At 59.8% G+C, this 18387-nt stretch carries 17 protein-coding genes; 3 read left to right on the top strand and 14 right to left on the bottom strand.

Annotation, left to right across the window (positions count from 1 at the left end):
- Positions 1-11: 11 nt before the first annotated feature.
- The 3 genes from ACYQ6J_RS07205 to recR all read right to left on the bottom strand — a co-directional run bounded on the left by ACYQ6J_RS07205 (position 12) and on the right by recR (position 4281).
- Positions 12-1733, bottom strand: a complete 1722-nt coding sequence (locus ACYQ6J_RS07205; RefSeq protein WP_460183506.1) for an ATP-binding protein — start codon at positions 1731-1733, stop codon at positions 12-14.
- Between the two features lie 265 nt (positions 1734-1998).
- Entirely contained in the window at positions 1999-3495 is a 1497-nt protein-coding gene (rpoN, locus tag ACYQ6J_RS07200) for an RNA polymerase factor sigma-54 (RefSeq protein ID WP_460183505.1), read from the bottom strand.
- A gap of 186 nt (positions 3496-3681) precedes the next feature.
- The gene (gene recR / locus ACYQ6J_RS07195; protein ID WP_460183504.1) at positions 3682-4281 is read right to left on the bottom strand and encodes a recombination mediator RecR; all 600 of its coding nucleotides are present in this window, start codon (positions 4279-4281) and stop codon (positions 3682-3684) included.
- Positions 4282-4745: 464 nt separating this feature from the next.
- On the opposite strand from recR, the gene ACYQ6J_RS07190 reads away from it, so the two are divergent.
- Both ACYQ6J_RS07190 and ACYQ6J_RS07185 read left to right on the top strand, forming a co-directional pair.
- Positions 4746-5471, top strand: a complete 726-nt coding sequence (locus tag ACYQ6J_RS07190; RefSeq protein WP_460183503.1) for a 7-cyano-7-deazaguanine synthase — start codon at positions 4746-4748, stop codon at positions 5469-5471.
- A gap of 59 nt (positions 5472-5530) precedes the next feature.
- On the top strand, positions 5531-5944 hold the full coding sequence (locus ACYQ6J_RS07185) for a 6-pyruvoyl trahydropterin synthase family protein (RefSeq protein ID WP_460183502.1): 414 nt from the start codon (positions 5531-5533) through the stop codon (positions 5942-5944).
- A 61-nt stretch (positions 5945-6005) separates the two neighbouring features.
- Here the strand turns inward: ACYQ6J_RS07185 and ACYQ6J_RS07180 are convergent, their stop codons facing one another.
- From ACYQ6J_RS07180 to ACYQ6J_RS07165, 4 genes are all read right to left on the bottom strand, one after another.
- Positions 6006-6422 carry a tetratricopeptide repeat protein gene (locus tag ACYQ6J_RS07180; RefSeq protein ID WP_460183501.1) on the bottom strand — a complete coding sequence of 139 codons (417 nt, stop codon included), beginning with the start codon at positions 6420-6422 and terminating at the stop codon, positions 6006-6008.
- Between the two features lie 309 nt (positions 6423-6731).
- On the bottom strand, positions 6732-8228 hold the full coding sequence (locus ACYQ6J_RS07175; protein WP_460183500.1) for an aldehyde dehydrogenase family protein: 1497 nt from the start codon (positions 8226-8228) through the stop codon (positions 6732-6734).
- 105 nt (positions 8229-8333) lie between these two features.
- A complete protein-coding gene (locus ACYQ6J_RS07170) occupies positions 8334-9641 on the bottom strand; it encodes a hypothetical protein (RefSeq protein WP_460183499.1) in 1308 nt (435 codons plus the stop codon).
- Positions 9642-9995: 354 nt separating this feature from the next.
- A complete protein-coding gene (locus tag ACYQ6J_RS07165) occupies positions 9996-10640 on the bottom strand; it encodes a flavodoxin family protein (RefSeq protein WP_460183498.1) in 645 nt (214 codons plus the stop codon).
- A 303-nt stretch (positions 10641-10943) separates the two neighbouring features.
- On the opposite strand from ACYQ6J_RS07165, the gene ACYQ6J_RS07160 reads away from it, so the two are divergent.
- On the top strand, positions 10944-11804 hold the full coding sequence (locus tag ACYQ6J_RS07160) for a sugar phosphate isomerase/epimerase family protein (RefSeq protein ID WP_460183497.1): 861 nt from the start codon (positions 10944-10946) through the stop codon (positions 11802-11804).
- Between the two features lie 98 nt (positions 11805-11902).
- Here the strand turns inward: ACYQ6J_RS07160 and ACYQ6J_RS07155 are convergent, their stop codons facing one another.
- The 7 genes from ACYQ6J_RS07155 to ACYQ6J_RS07125 form a co-directional block, all read right to left on the bottom strand.
- A complete protein-coding gene (locus ACYQ6J_RS07155) occupies positions 11903-12949 on the bottom strand; it encodes a type II secretion system F family protein (protein ID WP_460183496.1) in 1047 nt (348 codons plus the stop codon).
- A gap of 173 nt (positions 12950-13122) precedes the next feature.
- Entirely contained in the window at positions 13123-14037 is a 915-nt protein-coding gene (locus ACYQ6J_RS07150; protein ID WP_460183495.1) for a type II secretion system F family protein, read from the bottom strand.
- The gene (locus ACYQ6J_RS07145) at positions 14037-15434 is read right to left on the bottom strand and encodes a TadA family conjugal transfer-associated ATPase (RefSeq protein ID WP_460183494.1); all 1398 of its coding nucleotides are present in this window, start codon (positions 15432-15434) and stop codon (positions 14037-14039) included. Before ACYQ6J_RS07145 ends, ACYQ6J_RS07150 begins: the two co-directional genes overlap by 1 nt.
- A gap of 206 nt (positions 15435-15640) precedes the next feature.
- Positions 15641-16807, bottom strand: a complete 1167-nt coding sequence (cpaB, locus tag ACYQ6J_RS07140; protein ID WP_460183493.1) for a Flp pilus assembly protein CpaB — start codon at positions 16805-16807, stop codon at positions 15641-15643.
- Positions 16808-17012: 205 nt separating this feature from the next.
- On the bottom strand, positions 17013-17519 hold the full coding sequence (locus ACYQ6J_RS07135) for an A24 family peptidase (protein ID WP_460183492.1): 507 nt from the start codon (positions 17517-17519) through the stop codon (positions 17013-17015).
- 81 nt (positions 17520-17600) lie between these two features.
- On the bottom strand, positions 17601-17894 hold the full coding sequence (locus ACYQ6J_RS07130; protein ID WP_460183491.1) for a hypothetical protein: 294 nt from the start codon (positions 17892-17894) through the stop codon (positions 17601-17603).
- A 70-nt stretch (positions 17895-17964) separates the two neighbouring features.
- Positions 17965-18291 (bottom strand): hypothetical protein, encoded by a 327-nt coding sequence (locus ACYQ6J_RS07125; protein ID WP_460183490.1) that lies wholly within the window; start codon positions 18289-18291, stop codon positions 17965-17967.
- Positions 18292-18387: the final 96 nt, after the last annotated feature.

Raw genomic sequence — 18387 nt, 5'->3', positions numbered from 1 at the left:
ATCGGAAAAGACTACTGGGGCACGGTCGCGGCGGAAGTGTCGCCGGAAGCCTCCCCGTGCGATTCCCCCGGCGTTTCCTGCGGCAACACGGCAGGCAGTTCGATCACAAAGGTTGTACCGGTTTCGGGGTCGCTTTGGACCGTAATCCGACCGCCGTGCTCCTGAACGATCTTGTGGCTGACGGGCAATCCCAAGCCCGTACCCTTGCTCCCTTTTTTCTGAGAAACAAAAGGACTGAATATCTTGTCCATCAGTTCCGGAGGTATCCCGGCGCCGTTGTCGGCGACCTGAATCCGCACGAGCGAAGCCTCGGGCGCATAGCTCAGCGTCACTCGCACGCGCCGGTCCTCCGCCTTTTCCGCCACGGCGTCGATGGCGTTCGTGACCAGATTCAATACGGCACGATGAAGTCCCTCGGGATCGAATACCAGCTTGGGTATTTCGTCTACGGCATCCAAAACAAGCTGAACGTCAAATTCCGCGGCCCGCTGTTGCATCAACTCCACCACGTCGTGGACCACCTGTCCGATGTCCGCGACTTGCAGGTCCGGTTCCCGTTCCTTGCTGAACGTCAGCATGTCCATTACCAGGCCCGATATCTTGTTTTGATTCTTCTCGACGATCGTCCAGCCTTTGCGAATCAATTCCTCGTCGTGCCTGTTCAGCCCCATTTCAATCAAGTAGCTTCCGCCGCGAATGCCTTGGAGGATGTTTTTTACGTGGTGGGAAAGCATGGCAATGGTTTGCCCGATCGCGGCCAAACGCTCGGCTTGCACCATCGCGGAGTAATAATGGGTATCCTCGACGGCCAAAGCGGCCTGATGGGCGATGGCGACCATCAACATCAGATGATCTTGGGTAAACTTGTTCGTGGCGCCGCGGGCCAGAATGTCTTGCGGCGAAAGGGAAGTATCGATGTAGATGACTCCGACGACGTCGTAGCGTCCCTTCATCGGAACGCATATCGCCTCGCGGATTCCCGCCTGAACGATACTTGCCCCCGAATCCCATCGCTGATCGTGCCGCGCATCGCTGGTCAGCACCCCTTCGTTGCGTTCACGAACGTAATCGAGAATCGTCTTGCTGATCACCAAGCGATCCGCCGCTCCCTGTCGACTGCGTCGTACTTTGGGCGTCAGTTTGTTGGTATCCGGATCGACCAGCAAGATGCAACCGCGATCGGCCTCCACCCACTCGAAAATCAAATCCATGATGCGGTTGAGGAGCTGATCGATGTCCACGGTGTGGCTGATGGCCAGCGCCGTGTGGTACATGATTTCGAGATTGCGTTTGGCGCGGGCCAACCAGGAGTCATAACCGGGTTCGGAAGCCGCGAAAATGCGATTGCCCTCTTCCGGTTTGACGGCGCTGATGATCTCCGATCGGTCCCCCTCCTCTTGAGAAGTAAAAGCCACGTTCCAGGGTGCGACGGCTTGGGACTCATTGGCCGGGCGCGTGAATAACATGAGTGTTCGGCCCACCTGCACCTGATCGCCGCTGTTCAAAACGTGTTCGCGGACGGCCTTGCCGTTGACCAGGGTCCCGTTGGAACTATTCAGGTCCACCAAAAGATACCGATCATCGACGCGACGAATTTCTGCGTGCCGGCGAGACACCTCGGTATCGTGCAACTGGATGCGGTTGCCCGAGTCCCGTCCGATGGTCACCACCGCAGCGGTCAACTCGAACCGACTACCCTGATCGTTGCCTCGAATCACGAACAGCGAAGGCACGAAAAATCCTCCCACGGCCTCGCAGCGAGGCTGAATCGTACCGAGTTTCGAATACGACGCGCGGCGGGCACCAAGACGGGGTGCATCCACGTCATGACCAAAGGGACGGACTCGTCGGGTGATGCGCGGCCATCCACCGACCGCCCATTTTATGTCTTCGCGAGGCCGATCGAAAGCAATCCGATCGAAAGATCGGGCGGAAATGTTCCGATGCGCGGTCCGAATCTTTTCGTTGCCGCCCCGGCGATCCCTCGGACGACGGGATCTACTTGGCGGCTTGTCTCCAATCCTTTCTCTGGCGGGAACTGGGGATGCCCAACTCCTGGCGATACTTGGTGATAGTCCGCCGATTGACATTGACTCCGCGACGCGCAAGCTCTGCGACCAAATCCTCATCGGTCAGCGGATTCTGCTTATCCTCCGCCGCCACGATCTCCTGAAGCATCGACCGCACTTTGTCCCAAGCGATTTCTTGCCCGTCCTGTCCGACCGTGCCGCTGCGGAAGAATCGCTTGAGTGGGAAAATGCCCCGGGGCGTTTCGATCCATTTGTCGTCGACGGCGCGACTGACGGTCGTGACGTGCACGCCCACCTCGTCCGCAATCTGCTGCATCTTGAGCGGTTCAATGTACTCGGGTCCGTCTCGCAAAAACCGCTGCTGATGGTCAACAATCGCCTGGGCTACCTTCCGCAACGTATTGCGACGCTGCTGAACGGCCTCGATCAGCCATTGCGCGTGCGTCAATTTGCGGCGGAAGAACTCCCGATCCTGCTTGGCCGAGCGACGCGATTCCACGAGTCGGCGGTAATCTTCGTTGATCCCCAGTCGCGAAAGGTGGTCGTCCTTTAATTGCACGACGAATCGACCGTCTTCCGTCTCTTCCACATACACGTCGGGGATGACGTTCGGCACCGAGGAACTGCCGAATTGCGCGCCGGGTTTGGGATTCAGCGTCCGCAGTTCGCGGATCAAATCCTCGACAAAATCCACCGTCCAACCGCGTCTTTTGGCAATTTGCGGGACGCGGTTCTCGCCCACGTCCTCCAAGTGCTCACGTATCAGGATCGCCAATTCCCTGTGATGGGGCAGATCGGCGTCGAGTTGAAGCAACAGGCACTCCTTGAGTGTCCTGGCCCCGACGCCCGCGGGATCCATCTGCTGCACCACCGCCAAAGCCTCCTCGGCGGCTTTCAAGTCTTCATCCGTGGCATCAGGCCCTAACAAATCACGGAGATCGGTCTTCAGGTAACCGTCATGGTCCAGGCTGTAAATCAGCATCTCGGCCATCGCGCGGACCTCCGGCGAGATATCCAGGCCCGCCAATTGCTCGATAAGATGATCTTGGAGCGTCGGTTCATGCGACGGCACATTGGCCATCATGTCGTTGTAACGATCGGAAAGCTCCTCCATCCGATTGCTGGAGGGTCGCGACAATTCGTCATCGAAGACTTCCGGATTTTCCTCCGTCAAGGTATCCAATCGCTCAAACTCTTCGGAACCGCTCTCATCGATCACCAACTCTTTTTCCAAGTCGGACCGAACCTCAACGGAAGACTGTTCTTCCTGCCCTGTGCTCGGTTCCTCGTCGGTATCGGGCGGATCGGTCCTCAATTCGAGGAACGGATTCTCGACCATCTCTTGCTGAATGCGTTCCTCCAGTCGCTGGAGTGGAAGCTGAAGGATCTCCATCGACTGGATCATGCGGGGAGCAAGTATCTGTTTCTGAACTTGCCGCAATTCTTGACCGAGGGAAAACCGCATGACGCTCTCATCTCCCTAAGCCGCGCAACGCCTTCAGTCCGCCGCGCACCGCACCCCGGCACGGATTCGGCGGAATTTCTGCCAAAGGCTACACGGAATCAATCCTGAACTCAAAATCGCTGTACCGTCGGCCCCATGCCGCCCCGCCCCCCCGTATTTACTACCGCATTACATTCTTGCCGGTCTCTACAATCGTCGACGTCCCGCGAATGCATCCGCCAATACCTCCGGGTTCGCGAACTCGATCACGCTACCCGGGGTAATCCCTCTCGCCAAACGTGTTATCGTAACATTCAGATCAGCCAACTGATTGGAAATGTACAAGCACGTGCCATCACCCTCTACAGTGGGGTTCGTTGCCATGATGATTTCGCGAATGCCGCCCTCTTTCACCCGCCGCACCAAATCCGAGATCGTGAGCTGATCCGGCGTTACCCCGTCCAACGGGGAAAGCCGCCCCAGCAAGACGTGGTACAACCCGCGATACAAACCCGTTTGTTCGATCGCAATCAAGTCTCGCGGTTGTTCTACGACGCACAGCAAGGAGCGGTCGCGAGTCGCGTCCCGGCATATCGAGCATACGTCATCCTCCGCCAGATTGTAGCAGCTCGTGCAATGCCGAACGTTTTCCTTCACCGTCCGAATCGCTTCCGAGAGCGCCAGGGCTTCTTCGCGACTGATCCGCAACAAATGATACGTGATGCGCTCGGCCGACTTCCGTCCGATGCCGGGCAACTTGGTCAATTCCTCGATCAACCGGCTTACGGATTCCGTCAATTCCGCCACAATTTAGGCTCCTTCCTCACCGCCACGTGCCTCGTTCGTTCCGTTTCACACCGCATTCCCAGACGTGCCTCCACGCGGACGCGGGCGGACGCCGGCGTGCCTGTATCAACGTTCGTCACGCCTCCCACGTCGCTGACGTGCAACTGGTCTCCGTACGAATTGTACCTTGTCCAAACGGAATGGGAACGTGCGGACGAAAGCTTCAGTGCCTTTCCGAGCGTTAGACTCCGCACATTTTTTCACGGGTATTACCTGCGGTCCAATGATTTCATCCCGTTACTCATCACACGCATCCTGAGCACGATACGCCTTCCGGCAAACGGTCGGGGCTTGCCAATCGGACGGGATTCTCAACAATACATCAAGTTCGCGCGAGCTTTGTTGTGCCGACCGATTGCACGGCGGCAAGCCTTCCGCCGTAGAATGAAGATCGATTTGACGACGTCCCTTGACGATGGGGGCTTATGACCGACGATTCAGCGGAGTGGGAGATCGATTCACCGGTCGCCGTCCTGATGAGCGGCGGGTTGGACAGCATGATCCTTCTCGGCCTCTTCGCGCGGCGAGCAACAGGGGTATGTCAGCCCGGTTGGATTCAGCCGATTTACATTCGGTGCGGCTTGCATTGGGAGGCCGAGGAACTGGCCACCGTACACAATGTTACCGCCTCTTTCGAGCCGATCGTAGCCCCGCCGGTCGTCCTGGAATTGACGGTACGCGACCTCTGCCCGGATCATTGGAGTCTGACCGGCAAGGACGTCCCGGATACGGCCTCACCCGACGAGGCAGTATACCTACCGGGCCGAAACCTGTTCATGCTGGCCAAGGCGGGTATATGGTGCCAATTGCACGGGTTCGAACGGATGGCCATCGGCGTCTTGGATACCAACCCCTTCGGCGACGCCGCCGGAGACTTCTTCGACGCCATGGAAGTCTGTCTTGCGGCGTACGGTTCGAAGAAAGTTCGCATCCTGCGGCCTCTTTGCGGCCTCAGTAAGAAAGAATGGATGCGCCGCGCGAGAGACTTGCCCCTGGATAAAACGTTCTCGTGCATCGCCCCGCGGCACGGTTTGCATTGCGGGTTGTGCAACAAGTGCGCCGAACGTCGGCGGGCGTTTCGTGAGGCAGGATTGTCCGATCGCACGATCTATGAATCGGATCAACATCCGGCCGCGAAATCGGCGGAATGATATCCTTCACCCAAGATTCACGGAAAAACCCCGATTGTGAGCTAGGAATCAGGTGCTCCATGTATCGAGTTGCTCGCGAGATTGACTTCTGCTACGGTCACCGCCTTTTGAACTACGAAGGCAAGTGCAAACATCTGCACGGGCATAACGGCTTGCTCATCGTGACATTTGAAGTCGCCGAATTGGATGCCCGGGGCATGGTGATCGATTTCGGCGACATCAAACGCATCATATCGCAATGGATCGACGATCATTTGGACCATCGCATGATCCTTTGCCGACAAGACCCCGTCGTTCCGGTGCTCCAGGAAATGGGTGAGCCGATCTTCTTGATGGACGAGAATCCGACGGCGGAGAACATCGCCCGCGTTATCTTCGAATTCGCCGCGAGCCGAGGGCTTCCCATCGTGGAGACCGCCCTTTACGAAACGCCACGCTGCGTCGCCGTCTACCGGCCTTCGGAGACGGCTTGATGCCAGACGCCGTCGGATGAGAATTCGGTAGAGCGAAAGGCACCGGCGACAGTTTGGGAGGTCACACATTACCCTCTTGCTCGGATCGCCCCTCGCTTGAATGCGGCATCACGTTACTCTCTTCACTCGTCAAGAAGAGATGGCGGGGAAAAGCTCCCCGCGCGCGACCCAGATACTGCACCGCCCCATCCACGTCGCCTGCCCTGCGCAGGCAATGACTCAGGGCCAACCAAGCGATGCGATCGTGCGGATAGTTCGAAACCTCCGCCGCGCGGCGGAAGGATTCGGCGGCGCCCGGCAGATTGCCGAGAGCGGTCAAGATTTGGCCGCGGAGAAAAAGCGTCGGGCCTTCCCAAACGCCCAAGTCCCCAGCGGGCAATGCTTGCAAGGCGTGGCCCAGCATTCCCAACTCGATGTAGCCGGCAACTTCCCGCAAGCGTCGCGTAATGCGAATCGTGTTTCGATCGTGAATGGTCATGGAAATCCCCTACCGGCGAAGGCTTCATCCAGGGATCGCCAATAATCTCACTCGGAAACTACAATTCGTTTAGCAACTTTGATTCCAAACCAATGATCTGCAGAGTAAATGACGCAAACTAAGTAGTAAACTCAGGTTGCGAACGTAACGCCGACGTTGCGACCGTCTCTCACCAGAGCAATCCCTGCCGATTCGGCAGTCGTTTCGCGGTGCCGATCGGACAACGGCGGATGAAGAAACCGCCCCGTCGCAGATGTACCTACCGCCAATCGAGGGGCGGGGAGCGTCGCCGCAAGTGGTGCGAGGAACTCACTCGCGCGGACGAACCACCGAGGTGGCGCGGAGGTAGTCGAACAACGTCTGCTCCGAAAGCACGCCGCCGCCCATGCCGCTCTTCTTGATTCCTCCGTACGGCACGCCGTGGGGGAATAGATTGTGGGCGTTGATCCAACTGTTGGCGGCCTCCATCGCCTCCGCCACTCGATGCGCCCGGTCGAGATTGCGACTCCAGACGCTGTTGGCCAAACCATAGTCGGTGGCGTTCACCTTTCGGACCGCGTCCTCTTCGTCGTCGAACGGCGTGAGGTAGGCCACCGGGCCGAAGATTTCCTCCTGAGCGGCCACGTTTTCCAACGAGCCTGCCAACAAAGCCGGAGCGACGTACGTGCCGCCTCCCGATGCCTCCGTCTCGGGCAATGCTCCCTGGTAGACAAGCTCCGCCCCCTGCTCCCGCCCGCGATCGATGTAGGATAGGACCCGTCGCCGCTGTTTTTCGCTGATGACCGGTCCCATTTGGACGCCGCGTTTCAGTTCGTGGCCGATCCGGAGAGTCTGAAGTTGCCGGACCGCTGCATCGACGAAGCGATCGTAGATGCTTTTCTGTACGATCCAGCGCGTGGCGGTGCAACAAACCTGCCCGCTGTGGAACGTGACGGCCCCAACCAGTTGCTGTGCGGTGGCCTCGACATCCACATCATCGAACACCACGGCGCCCCCCTTGCCCCCCAATTCCAGCTTGACGGGAACCAGGTTTCGACCGCAGGCCTCAGCCACAAGTCGGCCGACCTCGGGCGAACCGGTAAACGACATCCTCCGAATGCCGGGGTGCTTGGCCAATACCGCCCCCGTGGTCTCCCCGTCGCCCGGCAACACGTTGATGACGCCCGGCGGAAAACCGATCTCCGCCGCGAGACGAGCAAGATAGGTCGCCGAGAGCGGGGTGTCTTCGGCCGGCTTAATGACCACCGTGTTGCCCACCGCCAGGGCAGGCGCAATCCCCCAACCGACGAGTAGCAGAGGAAAATTCCACGGAAAGATGAAGGCGCACGGTCCCCAGGGGGCGCGATAACTGTAAGCGTCGAAGTGCGGAACCGCGAGGGGCGCCCGGCGCTCCACGTGCAGGGCCATTTCGGTGTAATACCGCATGGTGTCGATGAAATTCTGCACGTCGGCTTCGGCTTGCCGCAGCACCTTGCCGCAATCCAGGGCCTCGATTTGGGCAAAGATGTTTTTGCGCTGTTCCACGGCGTCGATCAGACGATGCAGGAGCACGCCGCGGGCGTGAGGCGTCAGATCGGCCCAACCCGGTCGATCGAAGGCTGCCTGCGCGGCATGAACCGCCGCATCCACGTCTTCGGCCTGCATGAAATGGACTTCCGCGAGGACGATACCCGTCCCCGGGTCTCGCGTTACGAAGGTCCGACCATTTGCGGACTCGCGTTCCTCCCCACCGATCACCGATTTCAAGGGAGAGGCGGCCAAGAATTGAGTAACTTCCGGAAGCAAGTCAAACGGCAATCGGCTCATGTTAGACCTCCTCAACTTTCCGACGGTCGCTCACCGTCGATCTTCCTCGACTCCGCGGCGACCAGAAAAGAGAGCCCGGCACGGTCGCCGTCGCTAACACGCGGGTCACGGTTCACGCAGTCGCGGCAAAGCCGCGAACGGACGCGGCGGCACGGCACGCACCGCCGTGCGATCCTCCAGGGACGGTCGAAATATTACCAGAATCAGGACCGGTGCGTACCACGCCATATAGAGGCCGCTCTGATGGATCAAGCAAAGTTGCGAAACAAGCAGCAAGGCAGCCGTACCGCTCAACAGATTCCCCAAGTTCTTTTCCGCCGGCCAAAGCGCCAAACTACCCGCCAAGACTCCCAACGCCGCGATTAAGGGAATCCGCAGCACCGCGGGATGCACTTCCCAGAAACCGTCGGCACCCTCGGACCGAAACAAGCCCTTACCGAACATGGCGGCCAGGTCGAGTTGAAGTTGCCGCATATCCGAATGCAGACACACAAGGATGATCACCAAGACGACGAGAGCCATGACAACGCCCACGCCGAATCGGACGGCGCCCCGTCGCCAATAGTATCCGATCCACAGGGGCACCAGAAAAAATGGATAAAAGGCGATCCCCGCCGCTCCGCCGAGGAATATTCCAGCAATGACCGGTCGCCGATAGGAAGCCAAGGCCCAAACGACGAAAGCCGCGGGAACCAGGTGATCGAGACGGGCCGTCATCAGACTGGTATAGGGCAACAAAAGATATAGTGACGCTGCAGCTAGGCCCGTTTGGATGTTGTCGAAGTGACGCAGTCCGAAAAACAGCATCCCAAACACAATGGCGAATTGGCAAACAATGGCCGCGGCCTTGATTCCTGCCCGAAGAATCAGCGACGGTGCAGGTCGCTGCTCGCCCTCCGCGCTACCGCCCGCAGCGTTATGCGGAATGCCGGGATTTTCCCGAGTCAGGGAAATGGCGCGATAGAACGGCATGAAGCCGGGGCCCCGCACCTGAGGAACCCGCCAAATCGCCGCAACTTCCTTGGGATCGCCGCCGGACGTTACCCCCGCTGTGGATACGGCGCGCTCCGTCAAGATGTTGGCGGTCAAAAAGAACATCAATGCCGCGGCCATGAACGCCATCCCGCCCGGCGCTAGATTCGGCTCCGTTAGGGGGCGGCGTGAAAATGCCGGGTCGATCAGCAACCGCGGCAAGAACAACAGGGACACCGCAACGAGCCAAAGATAACCTTGATCCTCGATACCGTGGAAAATCAAAAGCAGGCCCGGCGCAAAGGCGATCAAGCCGATCAAGTCGAGATTGCGGATACTGAATAGGCGATGGAATCGGAAATAGATACCGATGGTCATCAACGAGGCCACGTACAGCCACGTCGTAGGATCCATTCGATATTCGCCCAAAAGATCGACCATTCCGCACTCACCTGTCCGGGAATGCCGACGCCCCGACTCCAACCAGCACATGAAACACCCCGCCCGGCCCAATCGCCCACCTTGCCGCAGGATGTTTCTCTGATGTTACTCCCTCAAGCCGGTTTTCAGCAATGGGCGCAACGCCAACGATCCGCCGATTCGGCGGGCGGCTTTCCACACATTCGCAAGTAAACATCCAACGCTGCATTCTCCGACGGTCGATCGAGCGGGCGCGATCGTCGAAGGACGAACATCGAGCAAGACCGGGGGCGAACGGCGTCGGACCGTTCGCTCTCGGCATCCGCTTTTGGCACCCCGGACAATTGAGTCGGGAAATGCGGCAGTGCAGGTGAGCTACCGCGCCAGTCGCAATGCGATCTCGGCGGCGTGCCGTCCCAGGTTGACGGCGGTTTTCACACCGAACTCGTCCGTCGAGATGTCGTCGTTGTTATTGTTCCATAACGTGGCCCCGAAATGCCCCGTCGGCTTGCCGTCGCCGACCAGCAACATTTCGTGGCAAATCAAAGCGTTTTGAATACTGCGTAGCACCCATTCCTGGCCGCCATTGCGTGCCGCCCCCACCGCCAGGGCACCCGCCACCTTGCCGGACAATCGAAAGTCTTTGCGAAACATGCCAAGCCGATCGATGAAGGTCTTGCACAAGGTGCTCATATTGGCGTAGTGAACGGGCGACCCTACGATCAGCGCCCCCAAAGCGGGGTCACCCAACTGCTCGGCCACAAGGCCGAAATCGTCTCGCACTCCTTCCGGAACGGCCTGACCGAAGGCGGGTTCCAGCGGAAGGCTTAGGCCCGCCAATTCGATCAACACCGTCTCGATCCGATCGGGAGCAGCCTGCGCCGCCGCATCCAAGACGATTTTCAGTCCCTGCGCGGTGGTCTTTCCCTTTCGCGGACTGCACGACACCGCCACAATCTTGATTTTCTCACCGCTCTCCGACCCCATGGTCAGGCCGTTAGCAGCCAAGACCGTTCCCATTCCCGCTGCCGCAGTGGTGCCTAAAAACGCTCTCCGATTCACATGGTCCTGTATGGCATTCGCTCCCAATGTTGAAAGTCCCTCCTCGCCAAATCCCGCTGCCGTCGCTCTCCTGAGCGCGACGCCGCTATTATACTTCGTCTTTCCCGGGTTGAAAGCACGTGAGCGTATTCTTGCGAATTGCTCATTCTTCGCCCCGCCGGCGAGCTTTCTTTTATCGTCGGGAATGGTAGACTGTTTTCATTCCCGTGGGCGCGGGGACGGGTGTTCGCTGGAGGCTGTCAACTTCGCGGAGGCCTTGCAATGATCCTTGAGAGACGCGGTTTTCTGGCGGCAGGATTGGGCTTGCTTTCGTTGCCGACGCTGCGAGTGTTCGCCGAGGATGGGCAACGCCGATACAAGATCGGCGCCTGCGACTGGTCTATCGGCAAACAGCAGCACATCGATGCCTTCAAGGTGGCGCAAGAGATAGGGCTGGACGGAATCCAAGCGAGTTTCGGACGCCCCGGCGGTGATTTCGACTTGCGCGTCGAGCAGGTGCGGCGCGATTATCAACAAGCCGTCAAAGATACCGGCGTCGAGATAGCGTCCTTGGCGATGGGTATCCTGAACAGCGTGCCTTTTGCGACGGAGGACGTGGCGGTCGAATGGCTGTCGCAATGCATCGACGTGATGGCCGCCATGGGCCAAAAGATCGTCCTCGTCGCCTTTTTCGGCAAAGGCGACATCCGCGGAAAGCCTGAGCTTCAAGACGAGGTGATCCGGCGACTGAAGAAGTTGGCCCCCAAGGCCGAGAAAGCGGGTGTTATCTTGGGAGTGGAGAGCTATTTGAACGCCGACGATCACTTACGCATCCTCGACGGAGTGGGGTCGCCCGCCGTTCAGGTCTACTACGATGTCGCCAACATGCACTACTCGGGATACGACATTTTCGCCGAGTTGAGGCAATTGGGCCGAGAGCGTATCTGCCAAATCCACCTCAAGGAATCCGGGCACCTCTTGGGAAAAGGGCCTATCGATTTCGTCAAGATTCGCGATGTACTCGGCGAGATCGGCTATTACGACTGGCTGATCATCGAAGGCGCCACGGAGCAGGGTCGCGGCGTCGTCGATTGCTACAAGGACAATTGCCGATACCTCAAGAAATTGTTTGCGACCTCGTAGCGTCGCCGCGAGGCCGCAAGTCGGATCGGATCCGTTTCTTCGTGGCCGCCGTTGGCCCTATGTCCGGCCTCGGCTTGCGGTCGCCGCAAACGGACCGCTCAGTACGGAAGCTCCGGCGCAGCCCTGCCGGTGGGCAAACCCACCTCAACGCGTTGATCGAGATCGTTCAGCGCGTTGATGACGTTGTTCGTACCAAAGGTAATACCGCGGACGCCGGCAGGTTGTTGAGCCGCGGGCACGAAGAAATTGCGAAGCTCCAAAAGCGCCGGGGCGGTCAACACGATGAGCGCGGCGGGAGCGAGACAGAACATGATGGGAAAAACGAGTTTGACCGGCGTCTTGTTGGCTCGCGCGGTGGCGGCCAACCGCAGTGACTTGCGGAGTTGATCGGCCTGCTCATTCAGGGTGCCGGCCAAGCGCGTCCCCAACTTGGTTCCGCGGTTGAGCAATGCGCTGAGTTGGCGAATCTCGGGGATATCCACGCGGCGGTTGAGGTCCGCCAGGGCCAGACTCAGGCTGCCGACCTCCATCTGGCGCTTCAGAATACGAAGCTCCTCCGCCAAGGCGGGATAGGCCCGATTCTGACCCGCCACGTGCTCCAGGCTCTCGCTGAGGTTCAACCCGCCGCTGATGCACATGCTCAGCATGTCCACGGTATCGGCCAAGCCGGCACGAATTTGGTGGATGCGGCTCTTCCGCCGAAAGAAAACGTACAGACGCGGAATAATCGACAAAACGGCAGCGGTCAGCACGCCGACTCCCAGTATCGGCCATGTCCACTCCGGATCGGCCACATTGACGCACACGCCCGCGATGACCAGCGGCGTCACCAAAAAGAGAAACCGGAGGGCGTAGATCGTATTGCGCGCGGCCGGGTGGTAGATGCCGGCTTGCCGGAGCAGTAAACGAAAATCTCGCGACTCTTTTTCCGATTCCGGCAATTGCGAAGCCAGGGCGGGCGTCAACGGCCCAAAGGCGCCGTCGTCGGCGGTGTCCGGGTCTTCAAGGACCGGCATCAAATCAGGCTCGTCGTTCTTCGCGGCCTGATTTCGTGCTTGCCAAGCCCGCCGCAGCAACGCGAGAGAACAAACCACCGTGATGAAGGCGGACGCCGGAATTCCCCATTGCGACCACAACGTCGCCACCGATTGAGATTCCGTCGCAGCAAATAGGGAAATAAACTCGCTGAGCATATCGTCGCTCACCTCCGTTTAGGGTGATGCCGATTCTATCGCCGTGAAAAGCCGCCTCGTCGTCCGGCGTTCCTGCCGTGTGACGGACGTTTCCGTCGTGACGCGGCGAAACGTACGCAACCGCTTCAGTACTTGACTTGGAGAATCCGCCAAACCCAAAGCAGGCCGAGGACTTGCAATCCCGCCGCCGCAGCCAAGAGGGACGGCCCCGAGGGATTGGCCAGAAACTGTTGCAAGTATTCGGGTCGGGTGTAGGTCAACACCGCACACGCGATCAACGTGCCGACCGTGAGACCGATCACGGAAAGCCGACTCCCCGCCGTCACCGCCTTCATGTGTCCGCGGAATTCGGCACGGTCACGCGCGGCTTGAGCCAATCGTTGCGCCAGCAAAGCCAGGTCGCCGCCGCTCTTGCGATGGACCAAAACCGCCGTGGCGAAGATTCGGAACTCGGGAATCGGGATCCGGCGCGATGCCCGTTGGAGCACGGTGTACGGGGGATATCCCATCGCCAGTTGGGACGCGCACATGCGGAACTCGTCGCGGATGGGCGGTCGGGCTTCCCGCCCTACCAGTTCCATACCTTTTTCCAGCGACAGTCCGGCGCGAACCGCATCCGCCATGAAATCGAGGGCCTCGGGCAGATGCTTCCGCATGGCCGCTTGCCGACGCCACGATCGCACCTGCCACCACCCGACCGGCAAAAGTACTCCCAACAGCGTTCCCGCCACGCCCAGCAAGATATTGTCGAATAGGACGACGGGAATGGCCGCACCCAAGAGGGCTCCTGCTGCGGGAATCAAAGCGGCAGTGGTCCGATCCATCGAACTGCCGGATGTTTCCAGCAAGTTGTAGAACCAGCGATCCAAAGCGGTGCGCCCGGCCTTTTCGGGCGGCACGTACAACGCCGGCAACCGGTCGTCGCCGTCCGCGTCTTTTCGCTTGCCCGACACCAGGTCGCGCACGATGAGACTGAACAGCAAAACCAACGTAGTGACGGCCGAGAAGGCTAGGATCGTGCTGAACGGATCGAGCGTCATCAAGAGACCTCCACTCGCGTTTCGGCGTCTTCTTCCTCGCAGCGGGTGACACCCTTTTCGAAGAGGGTGGCCGGCAGGGCGATCCCCTGCTCCTCGAGTCGCGCGGCGAGCTTCGGAATGTTGCCCGTGCAATAGAACCGGCCTTTGGCGGCCCCTTCCTCATCGACTCCCTCTTGTCGGAAGCCGAAAAGCTCCTGAAGACGGTAGTCGTCGTCCGAAAAGCCCACGATTTCGGAGATCCGCATCACGCGGCGCACGCCCCCCTTCAACCGCGCCAAATGCACGACAAGGGTGATGGCTGAGCCGATGTAGCGCCGCACCACCGAAACCGGAAGTTCGAAGCCGGCCATGCTGACCATGACTTCCAATCGCGATAAGGCGTCCCGCGTGTCATTGGCATGGACCGTCGTCAGGGAGCCTTCGTGACCGGTATTCATGGCCTGCAACATATCCAAGGCCTCGGCTCCGCGAACCTCACCCAGAATGATCCGGTCGGGCCGCATCCGCAAGGCGTTGCGAACCAGGTCGCGAGGCGTGATTTCGCCGCGTCCCTCGGCATTGGCGATGCGGGTCTCCAGGCTGACGACGTGTTTGCGCTGTAGCCGTAATTCCGCGGAGTCTTCAATCGTGACCAATCGCTCGTGCACCGGGACGTAGGCCGAAAGAATATTCAGCAGCGTGGTCTTTCCGGAGCCTGCTCCGCCGCTAATCAAAATGTTGACGCGTCCTTCGACCGCCGCCCTCAGAAAATCCAACATCGGACGAGATATCGAGCGCGTACGGAGCAGGTCGTGCGCCCGCAAGCGTTCGTGCCCGAAGCGCCGGATGGAAAGGATCGGCCCATTCAACGCCAACGGCGGAATGACGGCGTTAACGCGGGAACCGTCGGGCAAGCGGGCGTCCACCATCGGGTTCTGTTCGTCAATGCGTCTCCCCACTCGCGAGACGACCCGCTGGATGATTTGCAGCAAGTGCTCTTCATCCGCGAACACGGTGTTCGTCGCCTGCAACCGCCCCAACCGCTCTACATAGACTTCGTGCGGACCGTTGACCAGGATGTCGGTAACATCGGGGTCCTGCATGTACGGTTCCAGCGGTCCCAATCCGAACGATTCTGCGATTAGTTCCTCGAGCAGGCGATCTTCGTCGACGGAGTCCACGATCTCGGGGCGAGAACGAAGAAAGCTCTCGGTGAGATTGCGGACGTGCCGGCGAAGCTCCGTCTCATCCAACTTGGCGAGCCGCGAAAGATCGAGCGATTCCAAGACCTCGCGGTGAATGCGCGTCTTGAGCCGCTGGAAGTCCGTCTCTCGGGCATCGGGGGAATCCACGGCAATCGTCGCAGTCCGACGCTCACCATTGCCTTTGTCTTCGCGATTTCTTCGCAGAAAATTCATAGCTGCTCTTGCCCGTTGGTGCGATAACTAAGAGGTCCGTTCGCCGGTCGCAAGTCTCCTCGCAGGTCCTGACGTTGTCCCTCGCAGTCGATGGGTGCAAGTCTCGTGCCGATGATGTTAGGAATCGATAACACTCTTTTTCCAGGTCGGCCCTATTCCGTCGAAATGCCCGCAAAACGAGGCTTCCGGCCCAGGCGGCCGACGACTCAGCCTGCTCGGCCGACCGCCACCGGCAACACATCGTTGCCCCCCTGATGCGAATTGGAAACACCGGCGCCCGCGGCGGCCTGGGCGGCTTGAGCGGCTTCCTTCAGTCGCTTCTTTTCGCAAGCGGGGCAGTCGGCTTTGCCGTCGCCTTGTTCAGCATTTGGAGCGGCTTGGGCCGCGCCGCTCGGCACTACCCGCAGCGGCGTCGTCTTCTTGCCTTCCGCGGCCAGCGTGGCGTTCTCCGCTTCCTCCACCTGCCAGTCGGCGAAGGTCACTTCCTCCACGCTATTCCCCCGCCAAATCTGGGCGGTCTTCGGTACCGGCTTTTCCTGCGGCTTCACTTCGACGGGTCGCAGCCCAAGGAGCGTATTGATGTTGACCATGTCGTGCCCCGAAATATCGGAAGTCAGCGGATCCGGCTGAGGAACCAACTGCTCCGGGCCTGCGGAGGCCGACGCCGGGATCACAGGCGTGGCGTCCGAGCTTGTAACATCCTCTTTGCTGCACAGAACGACGCTCAGCGTCCCGTACTGCTGGGCCAGAATCAACTTGTTCGCATCCTCGGCCGAGACCGCCACCGTAATGTTCCGCAGGTCGCCGGGACGATCTTCGCTGGCCGGGAATCGATTGCGACTGGTCGCCAGAACGCGAACGCGCCGCAACAGCGTGAGAGCGGCCAAACCGCCGATTTCCGGATGGTCGTTCTTGACCGTGAGGGTAATGTCCACCAAGCTCTCCGGCTGAATCATGCCGTTAAGGGCCGCTTTCGCATCGACGGCCAACGTCACCGCCCTTTGACCGGCGGGCAATCGCTCCGACAACAGCGGCAATTCCCCGACGGCGTACAGATCCTCTTCACGGATCGGCTGGCCCGCCATCACGGTGTTCCGAACCAAGCGGTACAGCGCCCGCGATTTGATCTTCACAGCACCTTCCGGAACCTTGTCGGCCGGCACCTCGACGGTGTCGATGTAATCCTCGATCACCCGTGCATAAGGGGGCAGATTGATCTTGGCCACGACAATGGTAGCCTTCTTAGCGCGGGGAGCAGCGGCCTGGGCTTGCTCCGGGCCGCGATTCAGGTGGCGGACCGCATACGCGGCGGCCAACCCGATCAAAATGGTGAACACCACGAAGGTGACACTTGCCGGAGTGACTCGTTTCATCGACGGACCTCTTCACTGTGTTGACCAGAATCAACGAACTCGACTAGACACGAACGCGACTAGAACCTTGTTACTTCCGAATGCCTGCGGCCCACTGCGAGGCTCGGCGGCAGGCCGAAGCATTCCATGGTGTGTTGTTCCTGCAAAACGTGTGCCTCAATACTCTCGATTCGACCTTGGTGCCTCCGCTATTCCCAAAGCGATCTCAGAATCCGCCGCGAACCAGGAACAGACCCATCATCACCCACGTTCCCAGCGCCAAGGGAATGGCGAACGGGAGCGCCTTCTTCGTTTGCGGGACGCGACTTTTGCGAGAAGGCAACGCTACCACCGGCTTGGGCCGCCAGGCGACGCTTTTTCCCAACACCAGCATCACCAGAGCCAGCACCGCGGCAACCACCGTACCGGACGCCAGGGCAACCAAGATCCAATACGGCCCCAGCCAACTGCCGAGGGCCGCCAGCAGCTTGACATCCCCCATACCTCCGCCGCCCAGAATGTATGGCAAAAGCAGCAACAGGAAGCCCACGGCTAAGCCGCTCAGGCCGAACACGATCCCCAGCCCGCTTGGAAACAGTGCGTGGTAGGCTACGCCGAGGATCGCCGCCGGAACGGTGATGACGTTGGGAATCCGCCGCATCTTCCAGTCGGTCACGGCGGCAGCCCCAGTGATCGTCAACACGGCAACGGATAACAGCCAAAATCCCATCATCCCGATCCTCGTTGAATTCTCATCCTGCACGAACAACTGAAAACCGGCGGTTTCCGCCTACGGGCACAACTCGGTCCCACGCTACGGGAGGTCACGCCCCCGCGTCACCACCGGGGCGGGATCGTCATCTTGCCAACTTCCCCAACTCCCGGCGTAGGGCAAGTCCGCCGGCGCCTCGGTGTGGAAACTTTGATCGACTCGGATGACCGCTTCCGCCACATCCCCCAATTCATCCACAAGTCCGTCCCGGACGGCGGAGTAGGCTCCCACCAGGCCGATCACGATCAACGTCGCAAGCAGAATCCATTCAAAGGTCAATAGTCCTTCGTCCTCCCTTTGCAATTGCGTCCAAAGCCGGTGCATGTGCCGTTTCATGGGATGTACTCGCTTCTAAATCTCGATCCGAACCGCTCTCGCGCCTGCGGGCCGCAACCTCGAACGGCCGCTACGGCGTTCCGCAGTCGCCCACCGCTCCCTGGTCCGGTCGGCCTGAGGTCGGCCGATTCTGCTCGCCGGCGCACGTCGGGAGCGTATCCTGGAAACTGAACGCGTTTCCCCAGCCTGTGGCGTCGGTATTCACCTGGTACGACTGATCGATGCGTACCGCCGCCGCCGTGACGTCTCCCAGTTCCGATATCACGGCGTCGCGTACCGCGGACAGTCCGCCCACGATCCCAATGACGAGAAGCGTCAGCAAAAGAATCCACTCGAATGTGAGAACACCCTCATCGTCATTCCAACCGCGGATGATCGCAGCATGCACGCTTTTCATGGTCTCAGCCTCTGTTCTTTTGTTCACTATCCGTACGGAGCTTATCAACTCGGGTCTTTCGTGGCGCTCGTTATGCCCGTCTCTGACGGCGGTTGT

This window comes from Thermopirellula anaerolimosa (genome assembly GCF_054657335.1).
The sequence above is the reverse complement of the archived record's forward strand: the minus strand, read 5'-3'. Positions and strand labels throughout refer to the sequence as shown.

Bases quoted from the DNA above. Each gene is read 5' to 3' on its own strand.
- ACYQ6J_RS07130 (WP_460183491.1), bottom strand. From the start codon at position 17,894: ATGAAACGGCACATGCACCGGCTTTGGACGCAATTGCAAAGGGAGGAC.
- ACYQ6J_RS07180 (WP_460183501.1), bottom strand. From the start codon at position 6,422: ATGACCATTCACGATCGAAACACGATTCGCATTACGCGACGCTTGCGG.
- ACYQ6J_RS07145 (WP_460183494.1), bottom strand. From the start codon at position 15,434: ATGAATTTTCTGCGAAGAAATCGCGAAGACAAAGGCAATGGTGAGCGT.
- ACYQ6J_RS07170 (WP_460183499.1), bottom strand. From the start codon at position 9,641: ATGGTCGATCTTTTGGGCGAATATCGAATGGATCCTACGACGTGGCTG.
- rpoN (WP_460183505.1), bottom strand. From the start codon at position 3,495: ATGCGGTTTTCCCTCGGTCAAGAATTGCGGCAAGTTCAGAAACAGATA.
- ACYQ6J_RS07165 (WP_460183498.1), bottom strand. From the start codon at position 10,640: ATGGGAACGGTCTTGGCTGCTAACGGCCTGACCATGGGGTCGGAGAGC.
- ACYQ6J_RS07175 (WP_460183500.1), bottom strand. From the start codon at position 8,228: ATGAGCCGATTGCCGTTTGACTTGCTTCCGGAAGTTACTCAATTCTTG.
- ACYQ6J_RS07190 (WP_460183503.1), top strand. From the start codon at position 4,746: ATGACCGACGATTCAGCGGAGTGGGAGATCGATTCACCGGTCGCCGTC.
- ACYQ6J_RS07185 (WP_460183502.1), top strand. From the start codon at position 5,531: ATGTATCGAGTTGCTCGCGAGATTGACTTCTGCTACGGTCACCGCCTT.
- ACYQ6J_RS07160 (WP_460183497.1), top strand. From the start codon at position 10,944: ATGATCCTTGAGAGACGCGGTTTTCTGGCGGCAGGATTGGGCTTGCTT.
- cpaB (WP_460183493.1), bottom strand. From the start codon at position 16,807: ATGAAACGAGTCACTCCGGCAAGTGTCACCTTCGTGGTGTTCACCATT.
- ACYQ6J_RS07125 (WP_460183490.1), bottom strand. From the start codon at position 18,291: ATGAAAAGCGTGCATGCTGCGATCATCCGCGGTTGGAATGACGATGAG.
- ACYQ6J_RS07150 (WP_460183495.1), bottom strand. From the start codon at position 14,037: ATGACGCTCGATCCGTTCAGCACGATCCTAGCCTTCTCGGCCGTCACT.
- ACYQ6J_RS07135 (WP_460183492.1), bottom strand. From the start codon at position 17,519: ATGATGGGATTTTGGCTGTTATCCGTTGCCGTGTTGACGATCACTGGG.